Here is a 26,091-nt window from a genome sequence, read left to right as displayed (position 1 = left end):
AGCCCCATCGCCGCAGGGTGAGAGGTTGAAGCAGTGCCTGCTTTTCAGAGTTCTGAGGACCTGGCGGAGTTCTTCAAGTGGTTCTACGGTGAGGAACTTCCCGGCCTGCAGCCGGAGCGCTTCTATACGCTGGCGCAGGAGTTGCACCAGGTCGCAGATTCTCTGGACGACGCGAGCCTCGAGTTCATCGACGCGGTGCGGACGATCCGTTCCGGAGTGATGGGGCAGGCGGAAGAGGCTTTCGTCGATTCGTCCGAAGATGTGGCGGAGTCGCTGGGACTGGCTCCGGAATATGTGCGCACGATGGCGCAGATGATGCATCAGTTCTCGGCGCTGTTCAACTACGTGATCATTACGGTCATGGCGATCACGGCCCTGCTCCTCTTCGAGTTGATCGTCGCACTCAAGCTGTTCTGGATCAATCCGGCCGTACTTCTGGAGTGGCTGGCGAAAGCTCCGGCAATTCGCCAGGGTCTCTTCAAGTTGTTCATGCAGCTCGCGGCGAAGGCGAGCCTGACCGCAGCCTTCAACATCCTCTACGAGTTGTTGGTCGACGTGTTCGCGCAGTTGATGAACCGGACCAAGAAGTACCAGCGGGGGTGGAACAACAAGAACACCGGAGACGCGGCGGCGTCGGGCGCGTTGGAGAGTCTGGTCGGCGGGTTGTTCGGGCTCGGCGGGTCGGGGCTGCGCCGGCTGGGTCGTGACACGAACGTCGGCGGGAAGAGCATCACCTCGCACCTCCCGGGTGGCAAGGGCGGTAAGGCGCTCGGAGCCGGAGCTGGTCTGGCCGGCAACGCGGGCGAGGAGGTCGCCACCGAGGTGATCGTCGGTGGCATCATGAACGGCCAGATCGACACCAACATCCTGGCGCCGACCGCGGTGTCGTCCATCCTGAACAACCTGACCTTCGGCGGCATCGGCGCCGGCAGGGACGCGCTCGCCGGTGGTGGGACAAGGGACGACGGTCCGCCGAAGACGTCGAGCACGCCGCCCCCGGCCACGACCCCACCCACGAACCCGGACCTCGATCCGGTGCCGGCGTACGAGCCGCCACCGCCGGGGTACGAGCTGCCACCTCCGGCGTATTCCGCGGCTGATCCCGGTGCCGGTACGGGCGTCGGGGCCGGAGCAGCCGGTGCGGGCACGGGCGGCACCGGGACGGGTGGCACTGGAACGGGCGGCCCTGGGTCGGTTGGTGCGGGCACGGGCGGCACCGGGACGGGCGGCACCGGGTCGGTTGGTGCGGGCACGGGCGGCACCGGGACCGGTGGTACCGGGACGGCTGGCGCAGGCGGTGCGGGCACGGGCGGCACTGGGACGACTGGTACCGGGACGGCTGGGGCGGGCACGGGTGGCCCGGGAACCGCGACCCGGGGTGAGACCTCGGATGGATCGACGGACACCCCCACGACCGGCGGCACCGTACCGCCCGGTGTCGACACGCCCCACACGCAGGCCGGCACCGAGGTTGGCCCGCTGGCGGGCGTGCCGCCGGTCGTGCAGGTCGGCACCCAGCCGGGCATGCCGCCGGCGGTGCAGGCCGGCTCGCAGCCGGGCATGCCGCCGGCGGTGCAGGCCGGCTCGCAGCCGGGCATGCCGCCGGCTACGCAGGTAGGCCCTCAGTCGGGTACGACCGTTGGTCCGCAGCCCGGTGGACCATCAGGTCCGCAGGTCGGGACCCAGGTCGGGACCCAGGTCGGGACCCAGGTCGGAACCCAGGTCGGTCCGCAGCCGAGTACGGCGGGTAGCGGGCAGCCGGGTTCGCAGACCGGGTCCGGGGTGGATTCGTCGGCTGCTGGGCGGCCGGTGTCGGGGCCGATGACGGTCTCGGGTGTTCCGGGCGCGTCGAGTGCGGCGGTGGCGGACGTGGTGCGGACGCCGGGAGCGACGCAGTCCCCCTCCGCCGGTGTGTCGGTGCCGGCGCGGATGAACGTGGGACGGCGGTCGGCGGGGTTGTTGGATGCCCCGACCGTACGGGCCGGCAGTTCTGGTAAGTCGTCGTACACGAGCGCGGGGCGGGTGCGGGGCGTCCTGGCCCGAGTGCGGGGTGAACGCGACAGCGCTACCGCTGAGCAAAGCTCGGACGAGTCCACGGCGGTCGCCCGCCAGTTGGGTGGTGACTGGCGCAGTGGTGCGCTGGGTGATCTGGAGCGGTTGCGTCCGGGCTCGGTGACCGCCGTCTGGACGCAGGACACGCAGAAGAGCAGGCGTGAGCCGGTGCGTTTCGTCCTCGTGGAGCGCCTCGAGGATGGCCGGTTCGTGCAGGTCGAGACGGTGCGGAAGAAGGCGGCCGTTCGTACGGAGTTCGACCTGTCGGGCTGGCGTGGGCCCGGTGACCCGCCGGCGGTCTTCGCCACGAAGTTCGTGGTCTTCACCGATACCAATGAGTTGGGTCAGCTTCCCATCCGCCCGACCGATGGCGCATCGCCGGTGGTGATGCCGGCCGGGACCAGAGCGACGCCCGAGCCGGTTGTCGCACCGGTGACGAACCTGCCGACGGCGGGCACACCGCGGCGTCAGGCTGTTCCCGGTGTGGTCGGCCAGGGTGCGGTGCGCCGGCAGGCGGGTGGGCCGGGTAGCGGCTCCGGTGCGTCGGTGGGCGGCGATGGGACCAGGACCCAGCCGGGTCGCGGTCCCCAACCAGCCGCCCAGCGCCGCTCCGGTTCACGGCAGGGCGATTCGCGGCGGGTCGACGTGCGGCGGGCCGACGCGCAGGCGCGTGGTGACTTCGGGCACGTGCCTTACGCGCGGGGCCCACACCCGATGGACATGCCTGCGACGGCCGGTGATGCGCCGGTCGGTCGCGCGTCGGGCGATGCGGTGTTCGCCAGCAAGATTCACCGGAATCCGTCGGACTCCGAGGTCAGGAAGGCGTACCCGTGGTTGCAGAAGGTGAATCCACGCAACGTCTGGTGGCGTCCGGATCGCAAGGTCGATGCGGTCTTCGAGACGAACTGCGTGGTTACCGCGATCGCGACGGACATGTCCTTGCAGACGGGTCGCGGGCACAAGGCTAGTGGCACCACGGCGTTGCCACTGGGGGACCTGCTCAACTATCAACGTCAGCAGCTCGGGCTCGCCGACGACGCCGATGCGGTCAGGTACCGCGTCTCGCACATCGGGTCGGTCCGGGAGGCGATGAAGAGCGCTGTCGTACCGGCCAAGCACGCCCGGTGGGGCCGATGGCCGGCTCCGCGGGGCCTCGTGGTGGTGCAGACGACCTCTCCGGCCGGGACCGCGCACGTGTTCAACGTGTCGCGACGAGCGGACGGCACGGTGTACTTCCTGGATGGGCAGACGGGCCGCGCGGCCCGTCTGCCCAAGGGTGATTACACGATCGACTTCCTGCCGTTGACCGCCAATGTTCCGCAGCCGCGTGGTTCGGCTCGTGTTCTGGATCTGCGGCAACGGACCCGGTTCGTGGGTGGTCTCCAGGCGGACACCCGGGGCCTCGTCCAGCCCTGGCTCGATGCGCGGGTCAACAACCCCTTCGAACCGATCAGGAACCCGTTCCTGCGGAACCAGGTCGACGCGGCGCGCGGCGCGATGGCGGCGGTCAACAACCTGGACCCCGCCGCGGACACCGGGCTCTGGTGGGCGCAGCTCGACAACGTTCGGGACCGATTGGCGTCGTTGCGCGATGCGATGCACGGGGGCGGCCCGACGTCGCACCCGGACGCGTCGTTGACCGACCTGATGGGGCGGGTCGATGACGGCCTTGCCCTGGCGGCCGCCGAGCGTGGGTCGTTCCGGCACGTCACGGCTGAAGAACCGAGCACCGTTCAGGTTGCCGGAGTGTCCGGGGCTGGCGGCCCCGTGACGGAGCCCGACCCGCCCGTGGTGAGCCTGGGCGACGCCACGAGCACCTCGCGGCGTCCTGCCACTGACCCCGCCGATCTGCCGGAGCCAGGTCCAAGCGTGGTCGAGCAGCACCCGCTGTCACCGACACCCGCCCGGCCCGGCCCGGTCGACCAAGCCCCAGCCACCCCGGCCACGGACTCCGTAACACCGCCAGCAGACCCCGCGGTACCGGCGACGGACGCTGCCGTGACCCCGGCAGCAGACCCTGCGGCGCCGACGGCGGACGCTGCCGTGATCGCCGGAGGCTGGAAGAGGAGCAAGCCCGGTCGGTTCGAGGCTGGTAGTACGGCGTCCCGGTGGCGGCACGCGCCGAGCGAGGCGGAGCGGGAGCAACTCCGGGTGCTCTCTGCCGAGCTGCGGGGCGTATCGAACGGGGCACAGCGTCCGCACAAGGAGCTCGTGGACGCGGCGGGCCGGTTGCGGGATGCGGGCGCCCTGCGGGATCTGCACGGTGGCGCGCATCGCGGCGAGGTGGTGCTGCGCGACCTGGCCCGGCACGACGTGCCCACCGGCGTGGCGGAGCAGCTGATGCTGCACGTGCGGTCCACGACCGGCACGTCGGAGGTGTTGGGCAGCGTGGACCGGGCGGTGCGCAGCTTCGTCGCGCAGCCGGGCCCCGCGCAGCCGGGCATTCTTCAGGTGGGTGAACTACAGGACGGCGTGCTGTCGGTGGGTGCGCCGCCGGAGGGCTCGCAAAAGGTCATCGCGGCCGACATCCAACGGATACCGGTGCGGGTGGTCGATCCGGGTGAGTGGGATCTGCCGACCCATACGAGCGTCGAGGTCGTGTCGGTCAACGGCGAGCCGGAGCTGCGGGTGCGCGGTGACGCCAGCGAGGCGTCGATTGCCATCGGGGTGGCCGGCGAGCTGACGCGGTGGGCGTATCGGCGGACGTTCCCGCAGACCAGCCCGGAGGACCTGCGGGCGCGGTCGTTGTTGGCGCAGCACGAGGCGGTGCGTCGGCTGTACTTCCAGGGCCGGCGGTTCGGGTTGCGGCGGGCGAAGCGGTGGGTGAAGACGTCCACCGGCTGGCTGACCGGCGCCGGCCGGGTCGTTCGTGGTGAGTGGAGCCGGATCGACACGCAGCTCCGGCAGCTACCGATCGGCACCCAGGACCAGCGCGACCAGCAGGGCCAGCAGCAGGACCAGCAGGGTCGACGGCGCCCTGCCGGGTTGAGTGAGGAGGTCCGGCAGCAGGTCGCCGCAGTGGTCGGCCGGCGGGAGGGGATCCGTGTCCAGGGTCCGTTGTCGGACAAGCCGCCACTGGTCGAGCATGTGGTGCGCCGCGGCTGGGCGACGGCCACCGTCCTGCAGACGGCGACCGCTGGTGTGTTGGCGGGTCGGGCGCCCGGCCTGATCGCGAACAGCGCGGTCAGCGCCACGGTGTTCAACGCTACTCAGGCGTACTCCGATGGTGCGGCGGCGAACATCGCCGCCGGTGGTGGGCCGCCGAAGGCCACCCTCGTCGCGCCGAAGGCCGGTCCGGCGGGTCGGTACAGCGCGCCGGGGTTCGGCCTGCCGACGCCGCAGTTGACGAAGCGGTTCCCGGCGGCGAGCACGAGTTCGACGGCGGCGTTGCTGATGACCGGTGGCTTGACCGGCAACTGGGAGATCGGGGCCGCCGCGCTGGGCATGCAGGCCGGGCAGAGCCTGGTGGCCGGTGCCGGTTCGGACTGGGTGTTCGATCGGCCGGAAGCGGAGGCGAAGGGCAGATTCGATCACTACCGTAAGCACACCCCGGACCATCGGCGCAACATGTGGGCCGAAATGGCGTACCACCACACCCGGGAGATGTACGAGCGGTGGGTCGAGGCCCGTCGGCGGGACGTGCCGGACGATCTGGACGGGACGTCCCGGCAGCAGCTGACCGACCTGGCCGCCGAGCTGGACGCGATGGACAAGTCCATCGAGGCGGAGGTCAACAACAAGATCGGCGATCTGCACACGCGGCGGTCGCTGGCGAAGCGGTTCTTGGAGACGTTCCGGCCCTCGTCGCCGGCATCGCAGAGCTACGACCTGATCGATCGTGGGGTGCCCGACGGCCGTCCGCAGGTGTGGCACAACGCCACCCGCGTCGGGGTGCAGCACGCCGGGGCCCAGATTCCGTCGGTGACGTTGGCGCATGTGCTGGGTAACGCGGTCGGGCTCGCCGACACCAGCATCATCGGCGCGGCGCTGCGGGGTATCGGCTACGGCGCGGGGTGGAGCCTGGCCAAGGACATCGAGTTCCGTGACGCCGTCGCGCTGGCCGCCTGGGACGCCCGCTACCAGTTGCGCGAGACCAGCAGACTGCTGCGCGCGATGGCCGAGGGCAGGACCGACGTCGAACTGCTCCCGATGCCTGACGCGACCCAACGCCCGGACTGGCAGCGTCTCTCCGAGACGGCCGCCCTGGTCCGCCACCAGAAGGAGATCAACCGGGGTATCGGCCGGCCGAAGGAAGCCTGGTGGTTCCACCAACTGAGCTACAAGCACATCCCGGCGATGGTCGGGCAGAGCGTCGGGTACGGCGTCGCCGCCGGGGTGGGCTTCCTCGCCACCGGCCCGGTCGTCCCCGCGCTGATCGCGACGGGTGTCGCCGCCCAGGCCGCCACCGCCGCCGGCGAGACCTTCGTGCGCGTCAACGAACCCCTCTACCGACAGGTCGTCCGTCAGAGAGCCGCCCAGGAGCAGGTCAACCGTCTCCCCTGGACCACTGACGAGTTCGTCGACAACATCACCCAGTACGGCACCCAGGCGGTAGCCGAGAACAAAAAGATCGTCCCCGTCACCATCCCGACGCCCGACCGCAGCAGGAACATCGTCTACCGCTTCGGCGACGCGTCACAGTCGTACGTGATCGGTCTGGGCCGGTCGGCCACGGTCGGCCTCCGCCGACTCAGCTCCCGCATCGCGGACATCGGGCACACCGGCGAGCCGCTGCGCATGCTCACCCGCCGCGCCGAGCCGGTCGACGGTCAACCCCGCGACGGCGGCGGTAGGCCCCCCGCCATCGTGCGGCCCACCGCCACCGATCGGGCCGCGGTGACCCGGCTCAACGAGATCCTCACCGACCTCGACGCCAGCACCAACCCCCGCAACACGGCCCGCGAGGACCTCGACCCCGATCGGCTCCGCGCCGAACTCGCCGTCCTGCTCGACGAACTGGGACTCCGCACCGAACAGCCGGGCTCAGCGGCCCGCTGGCAGGCCGTGGTGGACAACCTCCGTACCCACCACGCCCGGAACGCCGTCGGCGACACGCACCTCGACGAGCTGCGCGGTATCCGCCTGAACGACCAGGACACCGCCACCGCAGCACCACGCGACGCGATCATCAAGCAGCGGACCACGCAACGCGAACAGCTCTGGTCCGCGATCGGCCAGGTCGAACAACCCCCGACCAGAAACCGGATCTGGTACGACGTGCTCGCCGACGACCGGCTGCACGTCCGCGTGGAGGGCTCCCTCTCCGCGACGATCACCGTCACCGCCGACGCTTCGGTGCCGCACGCCAGCATCACCCACCGCCCCGACGACGGGGGTAGGAAGGACCGCACGCCGTACACGCTGAAGGTCAACCCGACCGTCCTGGCCGACCCGAACGAGCTGGCCCGGGTCCTCACCGAGGCCACCAGCAGCATCCGGCGCAACCCGCCCGGGTTGCGGCAGAGGCTCACCCACTACTGGTCGTTCACGACGCCCATCAACCCCCCGTCCGCCACCGCGCAGGCGACTCCCAGCGCACCGGCACGGCCACGACGCCTCACCAAGCGCAACCCGCAGCACATGACCACCTTCGGCCGACGCCAGGGCCGGACCACCGACGCGCAGACGCGCAGCGGACGAGGTGCCCTACCGCACGCGACCGAGGCGCACGAGATGACCAGCCCCGCCGACTGGGGTAGGGGGCAGGTCGGTCACGGTTGGCTGCACTCGGGATTCAGCAGGAAGATCAACGGCAATCCGAGTGATGCGGACGTCCGGTCGGCGTACCCGTGGTTGCCGAAGGTGAATCCGGAACGCGAGCGGGCAGACGTGTTCGCGACGAACTGCGTGATCACCGCCATCGCGACGGACCTGTCGCTGCGGGAGGGCGTGCCACATCAGGCCAGTGGCACCACCCCGTTGCCCGCCCAGGACCTGTTGAACTATCAGCGTCAGCAACTCGCGATCGGGAAGGACGCCGAGGGGCGGATCTACCGGGTCCGTGACATCTCGTCGGTGCGGAAGGCACTGAGCAGCGCTCCGGAGGGTGCGGCCCGTGGGTTGGTGGTGGTGCGGAAGTCCCCGAAGGAGACCGCCCACGTGTTCAACGTGGTGCGCGACGCCAACGGCTCGGTGTACTTCCTGGACGGGCAGTCGGGTCGGCCGGCCCGGCTGCCCAGCGGCAGCGAGTTGACCGTCGACTTCCTGCCCCTGACCGCGAACATCGCCAGGCCGGACGGGTCGAACATGCTCACCGGGGACTGGCTCACCTTCGACGTCGGCGTACGCGGGCAGCGCGGCGAATCGTCGCCGCCGCCGTCCAGGCCCGCCGCGAGCGCGGTCGGGCACCGGATGCGGAACGCGGATGACGCGCTGGAATTGATGGCGGAGCGGGTCCGGCCGTTGCAGGAGTATCTGCAGCGGGTGGGGGCGGAAGTCACCCGACCAGAAGCTGATCTTGTGCTCATGGCGTCCGGCGATCGGGTGTGGGCGGAGGTTCGGGTGCCGGGTCGGGTCGAGCCGGTCAGCTTCGGCCTGGATTCCTCGGGAAGTTTCCTCCTCGACCCGTCGTCGAGGGTGCTCGCGACGATCCGGGTCAGCCCGGCGCAGCTGATGGACGCGGTCCTGTTCAGCTTCGAGAACTCCGATCTGTGGATGAGCTCGCTGCTGGAGGGCAACCCGGAGTTCGTACGGAGGTTCGCGAAGGCATCGGTGGGTCATCGGATCACCGACGCCTCGATGGACGCCTCGGTGCCGGAGTTCGTCACGTCGATGACGCAGCACTCCAGCCGGACGTGGTCCGATGCGGCGAACCCGGTCACCAGTCTGGATGGTTCGGACACGACGAGGTTGGCGTTCGCCCGAGGCTCCCTGGCATCCAGTGGCGAGCGGGGGAGCGCGGCCCTGTCCTGGGCCCGTCACCAGGTGGCGCTCGACCATCAGCGTCCCGTGGTGGGGCAGGGGCAGCTCACCACCGACAGCCAGCGCGCCCAGTTCGGATTGCTCGACTCGTTCGCCGCGCTGGTGGCGGCGGAGTACGTCGCCAACGGTGAGAGCGCGGCGGTGCAGGTGTCCCAACGCCTGGGGCGGAACTACGGCACGCTCCGCAACTTCACCCTGCTTCCCCCGCCGAGCGGGGAACTCGCGTTCGACGGCTCCCAGTCCCAGGATTGGGTGGAGAAGTTCATCGATCTCGCTCGGCCGTTGCGAGAGCATGCCGAGCGCGAGATCGAAAGTCCGGCCGATGACATCGAGCTTGTCCTGTTGGCCGCACCGTCTCGGATGGTGGCCAACGACGTACCGATCAGTCCGGGGCACGCGGTGGTCGCGATCAGGCTTCCGGACGGAGCCCAGGTGGCCCTCGGGTTCTATCCGAACGAGGGCTTCTTCGGTGCGAAGGGCGCGATCCACGATGACGGGGGTTACGTGTCGGCCCGGCATGCCCGGGTTCTCGGCACCTACCGCATCAACGCGCAACAACTCCGGGATGCGTACCTGTTCGCGGCGGAGGGCTCCGACGCGAACTACCACCTGCTGAACAGCAACTGTGTGGTCTTCGCGACGAGGCTCGTCGGTGCGGCGCTCGGACATCCCGTCGTCGACGCGTCGGTCACCACGCCGGACGCGCTCATCGCCGAGCTCAGCCCCGACTCGGCATCGGACTGGGTGGACAGCAGCACCAGGGATCAGGTCCGGCTGCGGCAGTCGCACGGGGAACAACTCGTGTCCTCCCGGACCTACCTCGACCTGGTGGGGCACCGCACCGACGCGTACCGCGACGCGATCGCCTGGGCGAGGTTCCAGGTGGCGATCGACCACCAGCGTCCGCTGGTGACGCACAACCCCACCGACCGGCAGATCAGCCAGTTCGCGCTGATCGATCTGTTCACCACGCTCCTCGCCGCCGAGTTCCACGCCAACGGCGAGGACGCCGCCAGAGCGCTGTCGCAGGAACTCGGCTACGCCTACGGCACGCTGCGCCACCCGAACCCGTCCGATAGCGTCGTCAGCCACGTGCTCGGAGTGGACCGCCGGCAGACCCCGCCGGTCGGGCCGCACCCGATCCAGGGGGCCGACGATGCTTCCGAGGTCGTGTTCGATGCGGGCGACGCTTTCGAGTACGAGGTCGAGCACCACTCCTCCGGCCCGGCCGACGCATCCGGCTCCCGGTCGCCGTCGTCGAGGCCGCTCACCGCGGCGTCGGCGCGGGTGGGGGTCGGGGCGTCCGCACTGAGCCGGCTGGACGCCCTGGCCGCAGAGCGGTATCCGGCGGGAGTGTCGTCGCTGCCCGGCCCGGCGCCGGCGTTCCAAAACACCGAGCAGTGGAGTCGTACGCCGTCCTGGGCGGCGGTCGACGCGGCAGTACGGAACGCGGGGCCAGGTGGCACGGCGTTCGTGGTGTCGACGCGGCGGGACGGCAGCGAGCACGGCTTCGCCGTACACCACACCTCGGACGGCGCGATCGTCCGGGTGGACCTGCCCGAGGCCCGTCCCCAGCTGGACCGGTCGGAGCATCCGGAATCCCCGGCCGTGGCACGGGTGCTGGTGGTCGACGCGCACGGTGACCAGGTCACGGGGGCGCTGCCCTCGACCGGCGACTTCGTCGCGGGGACACCGACGGTTCGTGATGACGCGGCGGCGCGTCAGGCGTTCGACTGGCTGGATTCGGTGAACCCGCAGGACTCGCGTACGAACTGTGTCCTGACCGCACTGGTGTCGGACATGAGCTACCGAGAGTCGGCCCGGGTTCTGGCGCCGATCGACTCGGAGCAACCCGAGGCCGACCTGGTGAACTATCAGCGGCAGCGGCTCGGTCTGTCGGACGAGGTTCATCCGCCGGCCTTCCGAACGGACCCGGGGTCGATCCGGGCGGCGATGGAGCGGGCCGGGGACGGCGCGCGGGGGATCGTGTTGGTGCGCGCCTCGACGCCGGGCGGCGGTGCCACGACGGCACATGCCTTCAACGTGGTTCGGCATCAGGGTGCGGTCGTCTTCCTCGACGGACAGCGGGGTGGCCTGGCCCAGGTGCCGGAGGGCTACAACGAGTGGATCTTCCTTCCGCTGACCAGGGGCATCCCCGAGCCGGGCAACTCGGATCGGGTCGCATCGTCGGAGTTGGACGGTGCGGCGGGGGCCATCGGTCTGGAGGGTGAGGAGAACACCGCCGTCATCTTCCCTCCGGGTGCGGACCTGCCGCACACCGGTACCGTGTTGGCGAGGAGGAAATCAGGCCCGGGCGTCGAGTCCTTCTATGACATAGAAGCAACGGTGGACAAGCGTCAATTCTTCGTTGACGAAACGGATGGCCTGCTCTACGAAGATCCTTTCCTGGATGACGATTCGGGTCTCCGGATGCGTCGCGGTGCGTGGGAAGATTTCTGGATCATCGAGACCGTCACAAGTCCGACGATGGTTACCGCAGGTGACGCGGGAAGAGCGAGCTGGTCCGACGTCTATTCCGAGTATCGGGAAGCTCTGTCCCGGACATTCGGAGCGCCCCGGCTGAACCGGAAGGCACAGGGCATGCCGGGCTTGCCGATCGAGGATGTCTACCCTTCCGACGACGGTTGGGTCATCACCGAAATGGGCAAGGGCGTTCAGTTGTTCACGGCTCACCCGACTGACCGCGTCTACGTGCAGTGGACCGTCGGTGTTCCGCTCGACGACGGTCTCGGCTTCGTGCGGTGGCTTCTGGAGGACGACCGTACCTTCATGCCGATTCAACGGCAGCTTTTGGAAGCTGGCATGGAATTTGGTCGCAAGGTCACTGCTGGCTACCTCGGCGTGCCGCCGGGCGATGTGGAGAGACACCTGGGCGTTCCTGGTGTGTCAGCGCTCTGGTCGTTCATGGTGCACACCTACACGCATACCGCAGCCTTGACTGTGGATGCGAACTATCATTCTTACGGTCTCACCAAAAACCTGCTCGCGGTTGGCGCGCGGAACCCGCTTATGGTGATCAGGGCTGGACAGCGAGCTGAGATCCGCGCCTACCTGGAATCTCAAGCTGATTCGATCAAGGCTGCTTTCGTCGCCGATTTCACCGAGCATCGTACAGAACTTGACCACTCCCTCCGTGCGAATTACTCGGCGAGGCCCAGGGCGATCAGGGGTGATCGTGTTCTCGGCGCAGTGGTACCGCACGAGAGGTTCACCGTCGGTGATTATCTCGATAATGCGCTTCTTGGCGACCCCGGCGTAATCGTGACGCAATATCAGGCCGTCGGGTTGAACAACAATGAACGCGCCTTTCTTCGTCTCGACAACAACCAGCGGCGCCTGGAGAGTTCGGTAATCTACGAAGTTCGCAACTTCCGGCGTCCTGAGGTGACGCCGGCCGAGATCGACGTTCATCGGCGCGAGTTCGTCGATCATATTCGTGGGCTCCGGCATCAGCGCGAGATGGCCGATCGAGTGCCTTCGGGTGGTCCGAGGCAACAGGTTGCCCCGTCCCGTGGGTCGGGCGCGGTGCGGCCGTTGCCGCCGCAGCCAGGCGGGACTGGAACGTCTGTCCCGCCTGTCACGGGTGGCGTGACGACGGGTTCCGCGCTGAGCAGTGACAGCGAGCGCAGGCGACAGGCGCAGCAGCGCTCGGCTCTGGGGCGGCTGCCGTATCCGTTGCCGGTCATGGGTGTGGTCGCGGCCTCCGGGGGCAACGACGTCTCGTCGTACGTGACGGGCGGGAGTGGTGGGCCCTCGTCTGAGGCGAGGGCGCCGAGGCGTCTGCCGCCGCCGCCACGGCCGACGCCGCCGGTGCCGACACCGCGCAGTCTTCCCGTGCCACCGCCGCGGGCTCTTCCGGTGCCGTCGACGAACGTGCCGCTCAGAGACGCTGCATTCGTGGCCGAGGTACATGCGCACCTGCGTCGGCTCGGGTATCCGGCGACGGTGGATGCGCAGACGGTGGCGAATCACGCCCGGACGGTGGACGACCAACTTGTGGGGCGCAGGCTCCAGGCCGAGGTAGCGGAGAAGACCGCGATCCACATCCTGACGGGACGCATTTACCCGCTCCTCGGCGGCATCCCTCAGGCCAGCGGTAGCGGTAGCGGCAGCGGACAGTCGTCCTCGGGAACAACCTCGCCGGTGCCGGATTCCGACTCGGATCAGAGCGACGATGCCGTCGTGCGGGTGGAACTCCGCGTTGCCGAGGGCAGGCTGGTGGTCCCCGCCGAGGCCGAGGATGCCCTCGTCCGGCCGGTGCGTCGACTCGCCGAGCAGATGTGGCGCGACCGTGACGAGCAGGAAGCCGCGCCGACGCTGCACTACTACTACCATCCGTCGACCCAGGAGCCCGGACGAACGACCCACTCACAGGTTGTCGAGCGATGGATCGTGCAGGAGGTCCAGCGGCAGATCGAAGATCTGGCGCTGTCCTCCGGTGAGCTCGACCCCGGCGTGGACGCCCGTGATGTGGCTGCGGCGTTGTCGGAGGATGTGTTCGGCGTTTCCCATGCTGATCCGGACGTGCCGGTCGGGCCGGTATTCGTCGACTTCCGGGCGGTCTCTTCGCCGTCGGACACCGACGACGATGTCCCGATGTCCGACAGTTCGGACGATGTCGGAGTGGACTCCCCATCGGCCCCGAGCGCCGGAACCATTGTGCGATTCGAGACGGGAAACTCTGCCGGCGGCAGCAGACCTCTGCTGACCATGGCCTCGGCCGATGCCCTCGCGTCGCGCGTGCGGCCACTTGTCGAGTACGGATGGCGGCATCGCCTACGCGGTGGGCAACTGAACCTGGATATCACGTACCACCGGTCCCAGGTCGGCGAGCAGCCGGCCGGCGAGCCCGCACGCGGCGATGCCCTGGTCGACGAGTCCGGCCTGGCTCGCACGGTGCAGCAGTGGATTCAGACCCAGGCTGAGCGGCGGCTTCAGGAACTGGCGTCGTCCTCGGGCCTCGCCTACAGCGAAGAAGACGGTCGACAATTCGTCCAGGGCTCGCTGATTGTCCGCCTCCGTCCTGACCCGGCCATGCCGGCCGGGTCCGTGCTGGCCGAGTTCGACGACGTCGATGTGCTGACGACCCTGGCCGACGCGGCGGAGACCTCCGCCGACGATACCGACGAAGCCCTTGTGCGGTGGCCGGACTGGGATGCGGCCGCAAGGTCCACGGCTCCCGGTGACGCTCCAGTGGCGGGGTTGGTTGGCAGTTCAGCCGACGAGGCGCGGTCGGTGCCCGGAAAGGCTGCGTCGAGTCAGCCGCTGCGTCGTGTGGGTAGCCGCGTCTGGGTCGTGCCGCCGCCGTTCGAGACCGAGGGGCAGCGGGCGTTCGTGGCACCTGATGGGGTGCCCGACGACGTGGTCCTGGTCGGCGCCGCGGTGCGCGAGCAACCCGGCGGAGCGGTATTGCTGGGGTCGCACGCGAACGGTGGTTCGCTGACCGCGGAACGTCTCCTCGATCAGCTGGCGAACCGGGACGTCTTCCAGCTGAGCGCCGACGACGACGCAGACGCGGGCACGAGGGGTCTGCCTGTCCTCGTGCTGATGTTGCACGGCCCGGAGAACGCGGTAGAACGATTCGGAAGGAGACTGCAGGCCGAGATCGTCGACCGGCAGTTCTGGGGACAGCCGACGCCGGCAGGGCTGGTCATCGGATCGTACGTCGGGCAGCTGGTGGTCTGGCGGCCGTACCTCGACCACGGCCCTGGGGAGCCAACCGTTTCGCCGCGCCACTCGGTGATGATGGTGAGCGATGCCGCTGTCGACGTGCCGGCGTTGCTGCGCCGACGCCTGGAGGGCGAGGGGATCGGGTTCAGTGACCTGACCCTGGCAAGTCTGGTGCAGGCGCGGTTGGGATGGGATTCGGTCTGGGATCCGCCACCTCCGCCGTCGTACGGATCGGCCGGTTCTTCAGCGGTCCCGACCAGCGTCCTGGCCGAGGTGCGGGTGCCGCTGCCGGCGGGTCTGCCCAGCTCTGCCGTGCTCGGCGAGGTGCGGGGCTGGCTGCGGGACGGGCGAGTACTGCCGGTGGTGCCAGCGGACGGGCGCACGGTGTCGGTTCGGGTCGGGCCGGGTCTTGTCGCGCCGGTCTATCGGCTCCGCGCCACTGCCGACCGCCCCTCTCGGGACGTGTTCGTTCTGCACGGCACGAGGGAGAGGGCGCAGAGCGAAGGGCGCCTTCGGTCCGTACCGGTCTGGGTGAACCAGTTCGACGACGGTCTGGTCATCGTGCGGATGCCCACGTCGATGGCCGACTTCAACCTCGACTACCTCGCGCCGTCCGTCGAGGAGCGCCTCGTCGTCGAGCCGGGTGAGTTGAGCGCCGATGGTACGAGGATTCGGAACGCCGCGCCGCGCGATTCAGGGGACGCGACCTGGCTTACCGCCGACGAATACCGCCGGCGTCTGATGGCTGACCCGGCCGGGACACCCCCGATCGTGGTGTTGATCCAGCCGTTCCGGTCCGTCCACGGGGCGCGCCTGGCTCCCTTCGTCACTGACCTCTCCCGCCATGCGATGGTGCTGACGTCGCATCGGGAGTGGCAGGATTGGACGCGAGATCGCGACGGCGACACGGTCGAGCCAGGGTGGCGGTGGTGGTGGACGCTCCGGCGGCCCGGTGGCGGGCCGGTCCGCGGGGACGAGCCCGACAATCTTCCGACGATGGTGCACAGGGCGGCTCGCGAGGAGTCGCCTGATTTCGACTCGGCGTTGAATGCGTTCGTACTGGGGGAAGTGGAGCCGCCGGACGTCGCAGTGGCGCGCCGCGCGTTCTTCGAGGGTGAGCGCCCGACGGTCAGTGTGGTGACCGTCCGCCTGGAGGTCGACGCAGGGCAGGTGGAGCAGTGGCTTCGTACCTCGCCCCGGGCGGCCGTGGTCCCCAGCTTCGCCGCCCGCGACAGCCACTTCTCTCCGGAGAGACTGTCCAGTCAGTTCTCCGGTGTCAGCATCACGATCCCCGTGCGGTATGTAGCTGTCCCTCCCGGCAGGCCGGGCCTCTACGTGCTCGACACCGCGGCGTTGGCGCGTGATCTGATCTCGATCGCGCCTGCCGCTGGGGAGCGCTCGCGTTACATCGTCACCCTGCGCGGAGACGAGCCCCCGGCATACGAGGTGGGCGTGCCGGACGGTACCGACACCCCTGCACATGCCATCTCGGACATGGTCAGCGAGTCGCTACCACCTGTCGCGTTCGACGAGAGGTCGATGGCAGACGATCTCTGGCGGATAGGGCGATCTCTAACGAGCCTGGGCGCGCCGCCCGGAGCTCTGCAGGCTGGTGTCACCACCGCCTCGCTGGCGGACCTTCAGTCGCTGGCTGCCGGGGCGGTGACGATGGTGCTGGTGACGCCGCCAGATGGTGAGGGTCGTCTCTTCCTGGTGGTCCGGGAGGAGGACGGTCGGATCTACCTGATTGATGGGGATGTTCCCGCAGATTCCCCAGGTCGGTTCGTCGATATCACGGACGTGGTGGATGACGCGCAGCCGCCGCCGGCGATCCTGGCCGATGGACTGGCGCTGAATCTTGATGCGGAGCATCGGCTCCGGCAGTTCGACATCCCCGATCAGGCAGTGCGGACACGCGATCTCCAGAACGGGCTCGACCGTGACGAATTCGTGAACGATCTGCGGTCCGGGCTGGCGGTTCCCGCGGGCGTCGTCGCTTCCCAGGATCGGCGTAACCACCTGGCGCGGGTCGCGAGCGCGACCAGGTGGTGGTTGGGTACGAGGTCCGGAGATCGGCTGGACGGGTTGTTCACCGCGGTGCGCGGTGTCGAGGCGCGGCTCGGGCTGGGCGGCCCCGACGGGTCTTCGTTGCTTGACCTGCAGGACATCGCCGACGTGCTGGTCGGCGTCCACGAGGCGGCGGTCGCAACCGGTCGGACCCTGACGGGCCGGGGTCTGGACCGCATCGACATGGCTCTTCGGGCGCTTGACGATCTGTCCAACGACCTGCGGCACGTACCGCAGTCGCCGGACGTCGAGGAACACCTGCGGCAGGCACGGCATTTCGCGCAGGCCCTGTCGTCCCAACTCGAGTCCGTGCGCGGTCGCCGGGGCATGCCCGAGGCGTCGGATGTGCAGCAACGGGCCGATGTTCCGGAAGGAATCCCCGACGCCGACTTCGTACGCCAGGTCAATCGTCACCTGGCGAGCCTGCGGCATCCCCCGGTAGGCCCAGCTCGGATCGCGGCGGCACGTGCCGCGGTCAGATCGGCGAGGCCGGGGCCGACGCCCGAGCACCAGCTGGCGTACTGGGCGGCCCAGCACATCACGTTCGGTTACCTGCCCGGGTTGCCTGGTGGAAGCCGCCGCGCCGACGCCGAGGAACACCTCTCCGACCTCGGCAGCGACGCTGCCGGACTGGGGCCGGTGGCAGGTTCGGCGTCGGAATCGTCGATCCCTTCGGCGGCTCAGAGCGACGACAGCACCGCCGACCTCTCGCGGGACGCGTCCACGTCCGGAGAGCCCCTCCTTGTCGAGATGCCGAGCCCGCCCGTCGCGTCGGTGGACGGTCCGGCTGTCTACCTCACCACGCGGGTGGGGGAGTTCGGCGACCCGATCGAGGGCCTGCGGGTCCAGCTTCCCGCGACGAGGGCGTACCGGGCCGAGGCAGAGCTGACCGCGGGCGACGACAACATCGCGCTTGTCGTACACCCCCTGGCGTCGCTGCCCGAGGGAGCCGGGCCGGTGTCGCTGGACCCGCGCGCCAGCTACGAGATCCATTCCGCCAAGTGGGACGACGACGCCGGGTTGGTGCGGGTCGAACTGCTGGAGATCTCCCGCTCGGCACCGGATGAACGGGCCAACAGGCCGACCGAGATGCCCTGGATGCCGTTGCGGGCCGACGGGCCGTTGTCCGTGGCGCAGGTCCGAGTGCCGCAGGACGCGGACCTGGTGACGGCGGCGCAGGCCACCCGGCTGCGTTGGCAGGGGTGGAGATTCGTGCCGTCGGTCTTCCTGGTCGAGGATGACCTGAACTCGGTGTTGAACGCGGCCGGCGTGCAGGATGTCGGGGATCACCGGGAATTCATGCGAAGCCGCTTCGCCGACATTGGTCTGTCGCCGACCGACGTCGGATTGCCCGCGGACGCCGACCTGGCCGAGGTGTTGCGGGGGCCGGAGGCCGAGGCCCTGGTGCCGGTCCTGATCTCCATCGCTCATTCGATGGCGGTCGTGGTGGTTCGTCCGGACGGTTCCCTGATTCGCTTCGGAGAGTCGGCTGATCCCGATACGCCGACGGTGGTCCTGGTGCAGACCCCGCGTGGGCTCCGGCCGGTCCTACCGGACACGATGGTGGCGGCTCCTGAGCCGGCCATCCGGAAGCTCAGGGCAGACATGGCGGATCCGGAGCTGGTCGACGATGCGTTCGACCTGTCCCGAGACACCGTCGAGTCGGTGAACGGCCACCTCGCTGGCCTCCAGCGCAAACCGGTGAGTCGAGCCCGTATTGCGCGGGCGCGCAGGGTGGTTGCGCGAAATGCCGGCGCGCTCGATGACGACGTCCTGAGCAGGCGGGTCGCCGTTGACATCTACCGCGACAGTTCCACGCGGATCCCGCCTGAGTCGGATCTGGAACCGGGTGCGGTAGGGGAAGGGACGCTGAGGGCGATCAGGAACTGGGTGACCACGGCGACAAGTGATCTGGTACTGGATTCGCTGTGGCCCGGTGGCCCGGACGAGAACGGCTCACACCTGACGGTGGAACTTGCCGGCACCTACCTGAACCTGCCCGTCCGCACGATCCGCACGGCCAATGGCGAAGAGTTGGCGCTTCGAACCCGAGGCGAATGGCTGGAGGCTGTCCTTCACCGCGAACTCAACCTGCATCTGACCCGATGGGCACAGCGAAAAGGCTCAGCGTTGGCCCCGCGGGTGAGGGTGCGGGTGACCCACGAGAGTTCGGCGCAGGGCGAGCCGGCTGGCCTCATGTTGAGGCTCTCCGGCTGGGAACCTGTCTTCTTTGAAGTGCCCCCGTTTTCGACACCCAGGGCAAGGTCGGGGGGCGCGCTCCCGCCGAGGGCCGCGGCCACTGTGCAGACGGTGGCTGATGTGATGGCGGCAGCCGCGGTGAGAAATTACCAGGCGGCAAAGGGCGACGCGGTACGTGATTCGCTGGTCACGTTCACCGGGCTGGGCGCTTCCTCCGACGACCGCGACGACAGCGTTCGTACGAATGTGGATGCCATGGTGGCGGAGTTCTCGCGCATCCTTCCCCGCTCTGTCGATGCGCAGTTCCGTCGCCGGGGGAGAGGCGACTACTCCGAGGCCGAGTTCCAGGTCGTCGTGGCGTCCATCGGCGTCGAGACGGCAGTCCTGCCGTCGGAATCGGAGAAGTTCACCCGAATCAACGTCTGGTCATCGGTGCCGCGCACCCCGGATGAGCGGACGTCGAACCCGGTGACGACCGAAGTGCGTCCCTGGCAGGGCGACCCGCCGCAGGAGGTGTTGACGTCGGTCCGGAAGGTCGTCGGCGAGGTCGCGCAGCTTGCCGTCCGGGCGCACGCGCAAGCCGGCGCGACGGCCGGAGCAGAGCCGGACGCGCTCAGCAGACCCGAGGTCGTTGTCATCGGGCAGTACCAGCCCGGCGCGCAGCTCGCTGTCCTCAGCAGTGCCCGCAGGCTTCAGCAGCTCTTCCGGCAGGAACTTGCTGCTGCCGTACGCGAAACCCTCAGGGCGGAGTCGACGCCTGCCGTGACCGACCCGGCTTCGCCCGCCGACGTCGAGGCCGTGGTGCGGACCGTCCGCTTCGATGTCGAGGGACGGCGCGCGCCGGTCGGGTCCGTGGAACAACCGCCACTTCTGATCAAGGTCACGCCACCACCTCTGCAGCCACCGATCAGGGACGAGAGCGCACCGGTACAGGATTACCTGAGTACCTGGAACCGCAGCCGCGTGCGTGTTCTCGACGACGACGGATGGTGGCGGGCCGGCCGACCTGAACGTCCAGGTCATGCCCCACTGTCGCCGGCCCGGGGTGTGGATGACATCGCCGAGGCGTTGCCGCCTGAGTCGTTCCGTACGGTCCGGCCCGAGGTCGTGGAGGTGACCGATCCCATCGGCCAACGGAGGATGCTGGGCAGGGCGTCGGCTCAGACGGCCTATGACGTGGCCCGGGTGGAGGTGTCCGACCACGGCGCGAAAGGCGGTCCCGTACGCACGACGGAGGTTCGTGTCTTCCGGCTACGGCTGTTCCTGCACCCCGGGGAGGGTGTGACACAGCAGGACGTCGCGGACCTGAAGTGGCACGCGCAGCGGGCGGTACGGCAGATGAACGAGCTGTTGCGGTTGCCCGCAGGGCCATCCGATCCGTCGACACCCGACGTCGCGGGCGACCAGTTCCATCTCCAGGTGCAGTTCACCCGCAGGAGCTCCGACGCGCTGCAGGTCATCCACGTGCCGCTGAGGATGCAGGACGACGCCGTCGCAAACTCCGCAACCTGGCCGGTGAGCCTTCTAGAACGCCGAAGCTGGATGGACGCCGACGCCGGACAGGAGGCGCTCGATACGACCATCCAAAGCACCCTGTTGCACGAGATGCTGCATCTGGTGGGCCTCAGCGACGAATACGCCTCCTGGCGCAACCTGGGAGCAGGCGCGAACGAGGTCCGGCTCTTCGCCGTCGCCGTGCCGGGCCGACCAGCCTGGAGCGACCCAGATCGCCCAGCGCTCGAACGCATGCCACGTCGGACCGACGATCCCGGGCTGATGGGCTCCGAAGGTCCGTCTGACGATCCACGCAGCCCCATCGCGGTCCGCTACCTCACCCAGATGTGGCTGGCCCAGGAGAATGAGGGCATCGCGCCGTTGACCAGGGTCAGCCGGTCCGGCGGGGTCATTCGCGCGATCGAGCCGGCGACGCCGGACGGCACCACGTTCGTCCGCGAGGACGTCGTGAACGAGGTGCGGACGGAGTGGGCTGCGGCCGGGGACAGCGCTGCCGCCGACCGGGCGACGTACCTGAAGCACCTCGAGGCAGCGTTGGCCTGGTGGCCCGAGACCGGTTCCGGGAAGCACCTCGAGCGGCTGATCAGCACCGTGCGCGGTATCGAGAAGCTGCCCGGGCTGGGCAGCTCCGAGGACCAGCCTTCGCTGTTGGACGCGAAGGGAATCGCCACCGTCCTTGTCGGTATGCATGAGGCGGCGGGCACGGCCGGCTCGACCGTGGCGGGGCAGCGCGTCAACGCGGCCCGTCAGGCACTTGAGCGGCTGTCACAGAGGCTGAATGGCCTGCAGTCCACGTCCCTGGACGTCACGGCGCTCATCGAGCATGCACAACGGCTCACTCGGGACCTGTCGTCGCAGTTGCGGCCCGATCGCGCGGCGGCGAGCGCCCGAGAACCGTCCTCCCCGCACGTCACCGGCACGTCGACCGGGCACGCCCCGTCTCGTCCCACCGGCACCGTCGACACGACCGCGGAAACCCAGCATCCCCCGCAGCGCACCGCTGGTGAGCAGGCGCGGGACCAAGCGCTGCCTCGGCAGGTGGTGAACGGGGTGGTCGTCAACGCTGACCTGATTGCCGAGGTGCGGGCCCGGTTGCCCCACGACGGCCGCGACCGTGACCTGACCGTCCAGAGGGTCTCGGACATTGTCCGGACGGTGCTCGCAGATCGTCCGGGACTTCCCAGGCGGCCCCGTCGTTCGGTGGCGGCGTGGATCGTCGACCACGTCGAGCACGGGGAGGTGCCCGGACTGTTTGGTGGGGCACCCCATCGGCGCGCGGCCAGTGACGCCGCACCGCCCCCCACGGCACCCCAGGGCGCCAACCCACCCGTTGCCGGTCCGTCCGGCGTGTCCGGGCCGGTTCCCTCGATCCCGCCGCCCAACCCGCAGGGTGACACCCGGTTCGTGGCATGGAAAGCCAAGGGATTCACCCTCACCATCGACCAGGAGACCGGCGATGGAGCAGTCAGCCTTGACGATGAATCCGGAGCGACGGCACCACATCGTTCGATCCCGCTGTCGCCAGCAGAGGCGTCGGTGCTTAGGGAACTGATGATCGCCGCTGCCGAACCGGGCACGGACGGCGCAGAGAATCACGTCAGGCACGAAGACGTCGAGAAGATCGTTGGAGAGTGGCGTCGCAGGGACGACAGCACTCAGGATGCATTTACCACCATGTTCTCGCTGCGGAAGAAACTTGAACTGCTGCCCCACGGTCGTCCCTGGATCATGGCGACCCATCATCTCGGCTGGCGTCTGGCGGCCGCCTCGGAGGTGGTGGAGGATCACCGGACGGGTCTCCGGCTCACCTTCGGTAGAGACAACTACGTGGTCGCCAACGATCCCACCGGATCGGCGGCGCCGCGCCCGACTCGGTTCGCGCGCCAGGAGGCGGTAGTACTGGCGATGCTGATGGCGGCTTCCTCCGCGAAGCGCTTGGTGGCTGCCAGTGCGATCGATGCGGCGATCCTGACGGCGAGCCTGAATGCGGAGGTCACCCCAGCCAAGAGGCACCGTGTGCTGACCCAACTGAGGCGTACGCTCGAAAGAGCTGGTGATTTTCAGATTGAGCACCATGGCGGCAACTACGAGCTGCGACCCGGCGATACTCCCCGCGCGGGAAGGTACTTTGTGCCGGCCGAGTTCGCTGCCAATGGGGCTGCGGCGTCAACGGTGCCCGTAGCGCCGGGGTCGTTCGTCATGCCGGTGGCGTCGGCCGGTACCGCAGCGGACAGTGTGCACACCAACGATGCCGCAGGGCCGGTCGCCGCGCACAACCCGGTGGTGCCCGTCGAAGACGATGGCCGAACGCGCTTGGGGCGGGCTCGGGTAGCCATTTCCGGGTCGGGACTCAAGATCAATGGCACGACTGTTGAAGGTGTCTTTGTTCATGTTCCGGTCGACTCCGCTGGTGCCAGGAGGCAAGCGTTCTTGAATTGGGGCGAGTTGCAGACGTTCTCGCGTCTTACTCGTTTCATGGGCGCCCGCTTTACGCCTGCGACCTTGATGGGCATGATGGCTGGTACTCCCGGGTTGCCTACCGTCCCGACCGAGCATGACGTGGTGGGTTGGCTTCGGCTGTTGCGCACGAAGCTGGGATCGGAATGGGTCTTTACGGACGGCAAGGACTGGTGGGTCGAGCGGCCCTCCTTGCCGGCCCCGGCTGCGACGGGGTCCCCATCGGGGCCGGTCACCGCCCGTGGCGCCGATATCTCCTCCGGTGTGGCCGCGCCGAGTGACGATGCGCCGTCCGGTCGGGCAGATCCGTTACCGCACGGCGGCACCGGTGATGACGCACCTTCCATGACGGTGGACGAGATCGTCGCGTTCGTCGATCAACTGCCGAGAACCGACGGTGACGTGCCGATGTCAGGCGTGGATTCCATCGGACACCCGCAGGTGTCGTCTGACCTGCCCGGGGCCATCGCCCGATCCGAGGCGCAGCCGCAGTCGTTCACCACGGGCGGCCCCCTCGTCAACGACGGGGCACCGCAGGTGTCCGGTCCGCTTCCTGGATCGTCGTCGGGCACCGGCGTAGTCGACAGGTCAGGTTCGGTGGGAATTCGGACGGTCGCCGTGCCGCGTGACGGGTGGTGTGTCCTCAACTCCACCGTCATATCCGCGCCTGGACGGTTCGCGGAGTTGCTGCGCCGACCGGACCCCACCGAGCAGGGCCGGAGGGTGGCCGCCGACGATGAGCGCGCCGCCGTGTGGCTGTCGAACGTCGCCGAACACCACCACGAGCCCGGCGTCGCGGAGCGTGCCAGCACGGACCCCGAGTTGACTGGTGTGGTGAAGGCGGTCGCCGCTCGGCTCGCTCGTATGATCCGCGATCCGAGGGCGTTCAACCTCGATCCGGCCTTTACCGACGGCCCGATCAGACAAGCGCAGATGTGGGCCCCCGAGGACGCATTCACGCCCGTGGGCCTCGCCGACGCCGTCGATCGCTGGGACAACGAATGGGGCGGTCCGTACGGGGAGGCGTTCCTCCCGCTCGTCGCCAACGCGCTCGGTACGCCGATCCTCACCCACTACTCGGAGGCCGACGAAGCGGGGGAGGGTGAACTTACTGGTGACCGCGAGCACATGGCGCATCCGCCGCAGCCTCCGATCCACGTTCGGCGCACCGACGGGACCCACTGGGACGCGCGGGTCACCGGCGTGGCGCCACAGCAGAGCAGACCGTCGATCGCGGCCTTCGGAATCAGTCTGACCATTGATCCCCGTACCGGTGAAGGAACGGTCACTCACGACAAGTCCATCGGGCGGGCACCCACCGGTTCGGCTCCGGGGCGACGACGTGTCCTGCTCAGTAGCCTCCAGACGAAAGCGCTGGAGTTGCTGATCCGAGAAACCTCAGCTGGTCGCAGCATCCCCCACCCCGTACTGGCCGCTGCGCTCGAGGAACCGGCTGGACCTGCCGCCGCGAGAAGATCACGTGAGGGTCGTAAGAACGTCGTGCACAGCGTTCTTACCGGCTTGAAGGACAAGCTTGGCTCAATGGCGCACCCCAAGGTGGAAGTCTCATATCTGGGCGTTAAAGGCTATAAGCTGGTCGCCGCTCCGTTGCCGGGGGAGAAAACGGCGAGGAGGGCCGATGTGTGGCGTCTGATGAACACGATGGATGTTCAGGGCAGGAGCCTTCTCACCCCGGATGTGTTTTCCGTTGCACTGAGTCCGGAAGAGTTCCTGATGCTGCGGTTCCTCGTCGGCGTCAAGGGTGCGCCGCGAACGCCCCGGCAGATCATGAACGAAAGCATCGAGGTGCTCGGCGATGGCGGCACGGGCTTTGCCCGTGAGCGGACGGTGAACGATTGGCTGGTTGGTTTGCAGCGTCGGTTGGGATCCGAACGGATTCGCACGGACGGCGCACGGTGGTGGATCGAGAATCCCTCCGGGCGGGCTCCGGCATCCGCCGGGCCGTCGACGGCCCCGATCGTTGCCGGTGGGATGGATGTCCTCTCCCGGTTCGCCGTGCCTGGTGATGGACCCACCAGCCCTGTCCAGGGGGCGCCCGCCCGGGGTGGGGAGTCCAGCCGGGACGGTGTGGGCCCCGACGTCGGTGACGATGAGCGGTCGTCAAGCGACACCGACTCGTTGTTCGACGAGCCGGTCGCCGACGAGCCTGCTGGTGGGGCGGACCTCGTACCCCACGAAGGCGTCGAGCCTCCGAATGCCCCAAGCGTCGGTTCGTCTGATGTGCCGCCGCCGGTGGAGACCTTCCCTGACGTCACCGGCGATCTGGAGGCGGATCTCGAAGAGATTGCGGCGTTCCTCAATGAGCTGGAGCAGACCGTGCCGATGCCGGACGTGGATTTCACCGGGTATCCGCCGGAGTGGCCGGACCTGCCCGCGCCCACCGGGTGGCCCCAGGCGCAACCCGAGGCATTCACCACGAGCGACGCCTACCCCGACCAGTGGTATCCGGACCTGGAGTCGAACTACAGCTTCGGCGATCTACCGCAGATCCTGGCTCAGGATTTTTACGGACTCTTCCCGGTCTATCCCTATTCCGAGCCGGACAGCCTGACTGACGGCATCGCCGACGACAGGCAACCCGACGTTGATCGCGACCATCGATGACCATGGCCGGGTGTTGCCGATGCGGGCCGCCCGAAACGAGGTCCCGGTGACGTCGGACGGGGCGTGGTGGACGGCCGCGCGGCGGTTCCACCACCTGGACGAGGAGGATGACGACTATGTGGCCATCAGCTCCATCCGGGGGGCGCGCGCTCGGACCGGGGTCAAGGCTGGCCGCGACACCTACCGGACGCATCTCGAGGACACGGTGGTGCGGTTGACGAACCAGGCCAGAGTCAAGGCTCGCGTGCCACCGCTCGTGGTCAACGAACTGCTTCGTCAGGCGGCGCGGCGTCACAGCATCGACATGGCGCGGCGCGGCTTCTTCTCCCACAACGACCCGGAGGGCGTCACGCCCTTCGACCGGATGCGGTCACACGGCTACGCCCATCCCGCGGCCGAGAACATCGCCGGTGGTCAGCGGCGGCCGCACGAGGTGGTGCATGCCTGGCTGAACAGCCCCGGGCATCGCGCCAACCTACTGCACCCCGACATCACCGAAATCGGTGTCGGGGTGCACCTCGACTGGGGTCCGCTGTGGACGCAGAACTTCGGTTGTGCGTGAGG

General features: G+C 68.8%; 2 protein-coding genes. Both read left to right on the top strand.

Translation table 11 applies throughout. The features are described from left to right. Window positions 1-33: 33 nt before the first annotated feature. Window positions 34-25,527, top strand: a complete 25,494-nt coding sequence (locus ACN269_RS07955) for a toxin glutamine deamidase domain-containing protein (protein WP_421471815.1) — start codon at window positions 34-36, stop codon at window positions 25,525-25,527. Beyond that, window positions 25,508-26,089 carry a CAP domain-containing protein gene (locus ACN269_RS07950; RefSeq protein ID WP_421471814.1) on the top strand — a complete coding sequence of 194 codons (582 nt, stop codon included), beginning with the start codon at window positions 25,508-25,510 and terminating at the stop codon, window positions 26,087-26,089. The genes ACN269_RS07955 and ACN269_RS07950 overlap by 20 nt, the downstream gene beginning before the upstream one ends. Window positions 26,090-26,091: the final 2 nt, after the last annotated feature.

Source organism: Micromonospora sp. WMMD736 (assembly GCF_049179015.1).
Lineage (GTDB): Bacteria > Actinomycetota > Actinomycetes > Mycobacteriales > Micromonosporaceae > Micromonospora.
This window is presented reverse-complemented; position numbering and strand designations above follow the sequence as displayed.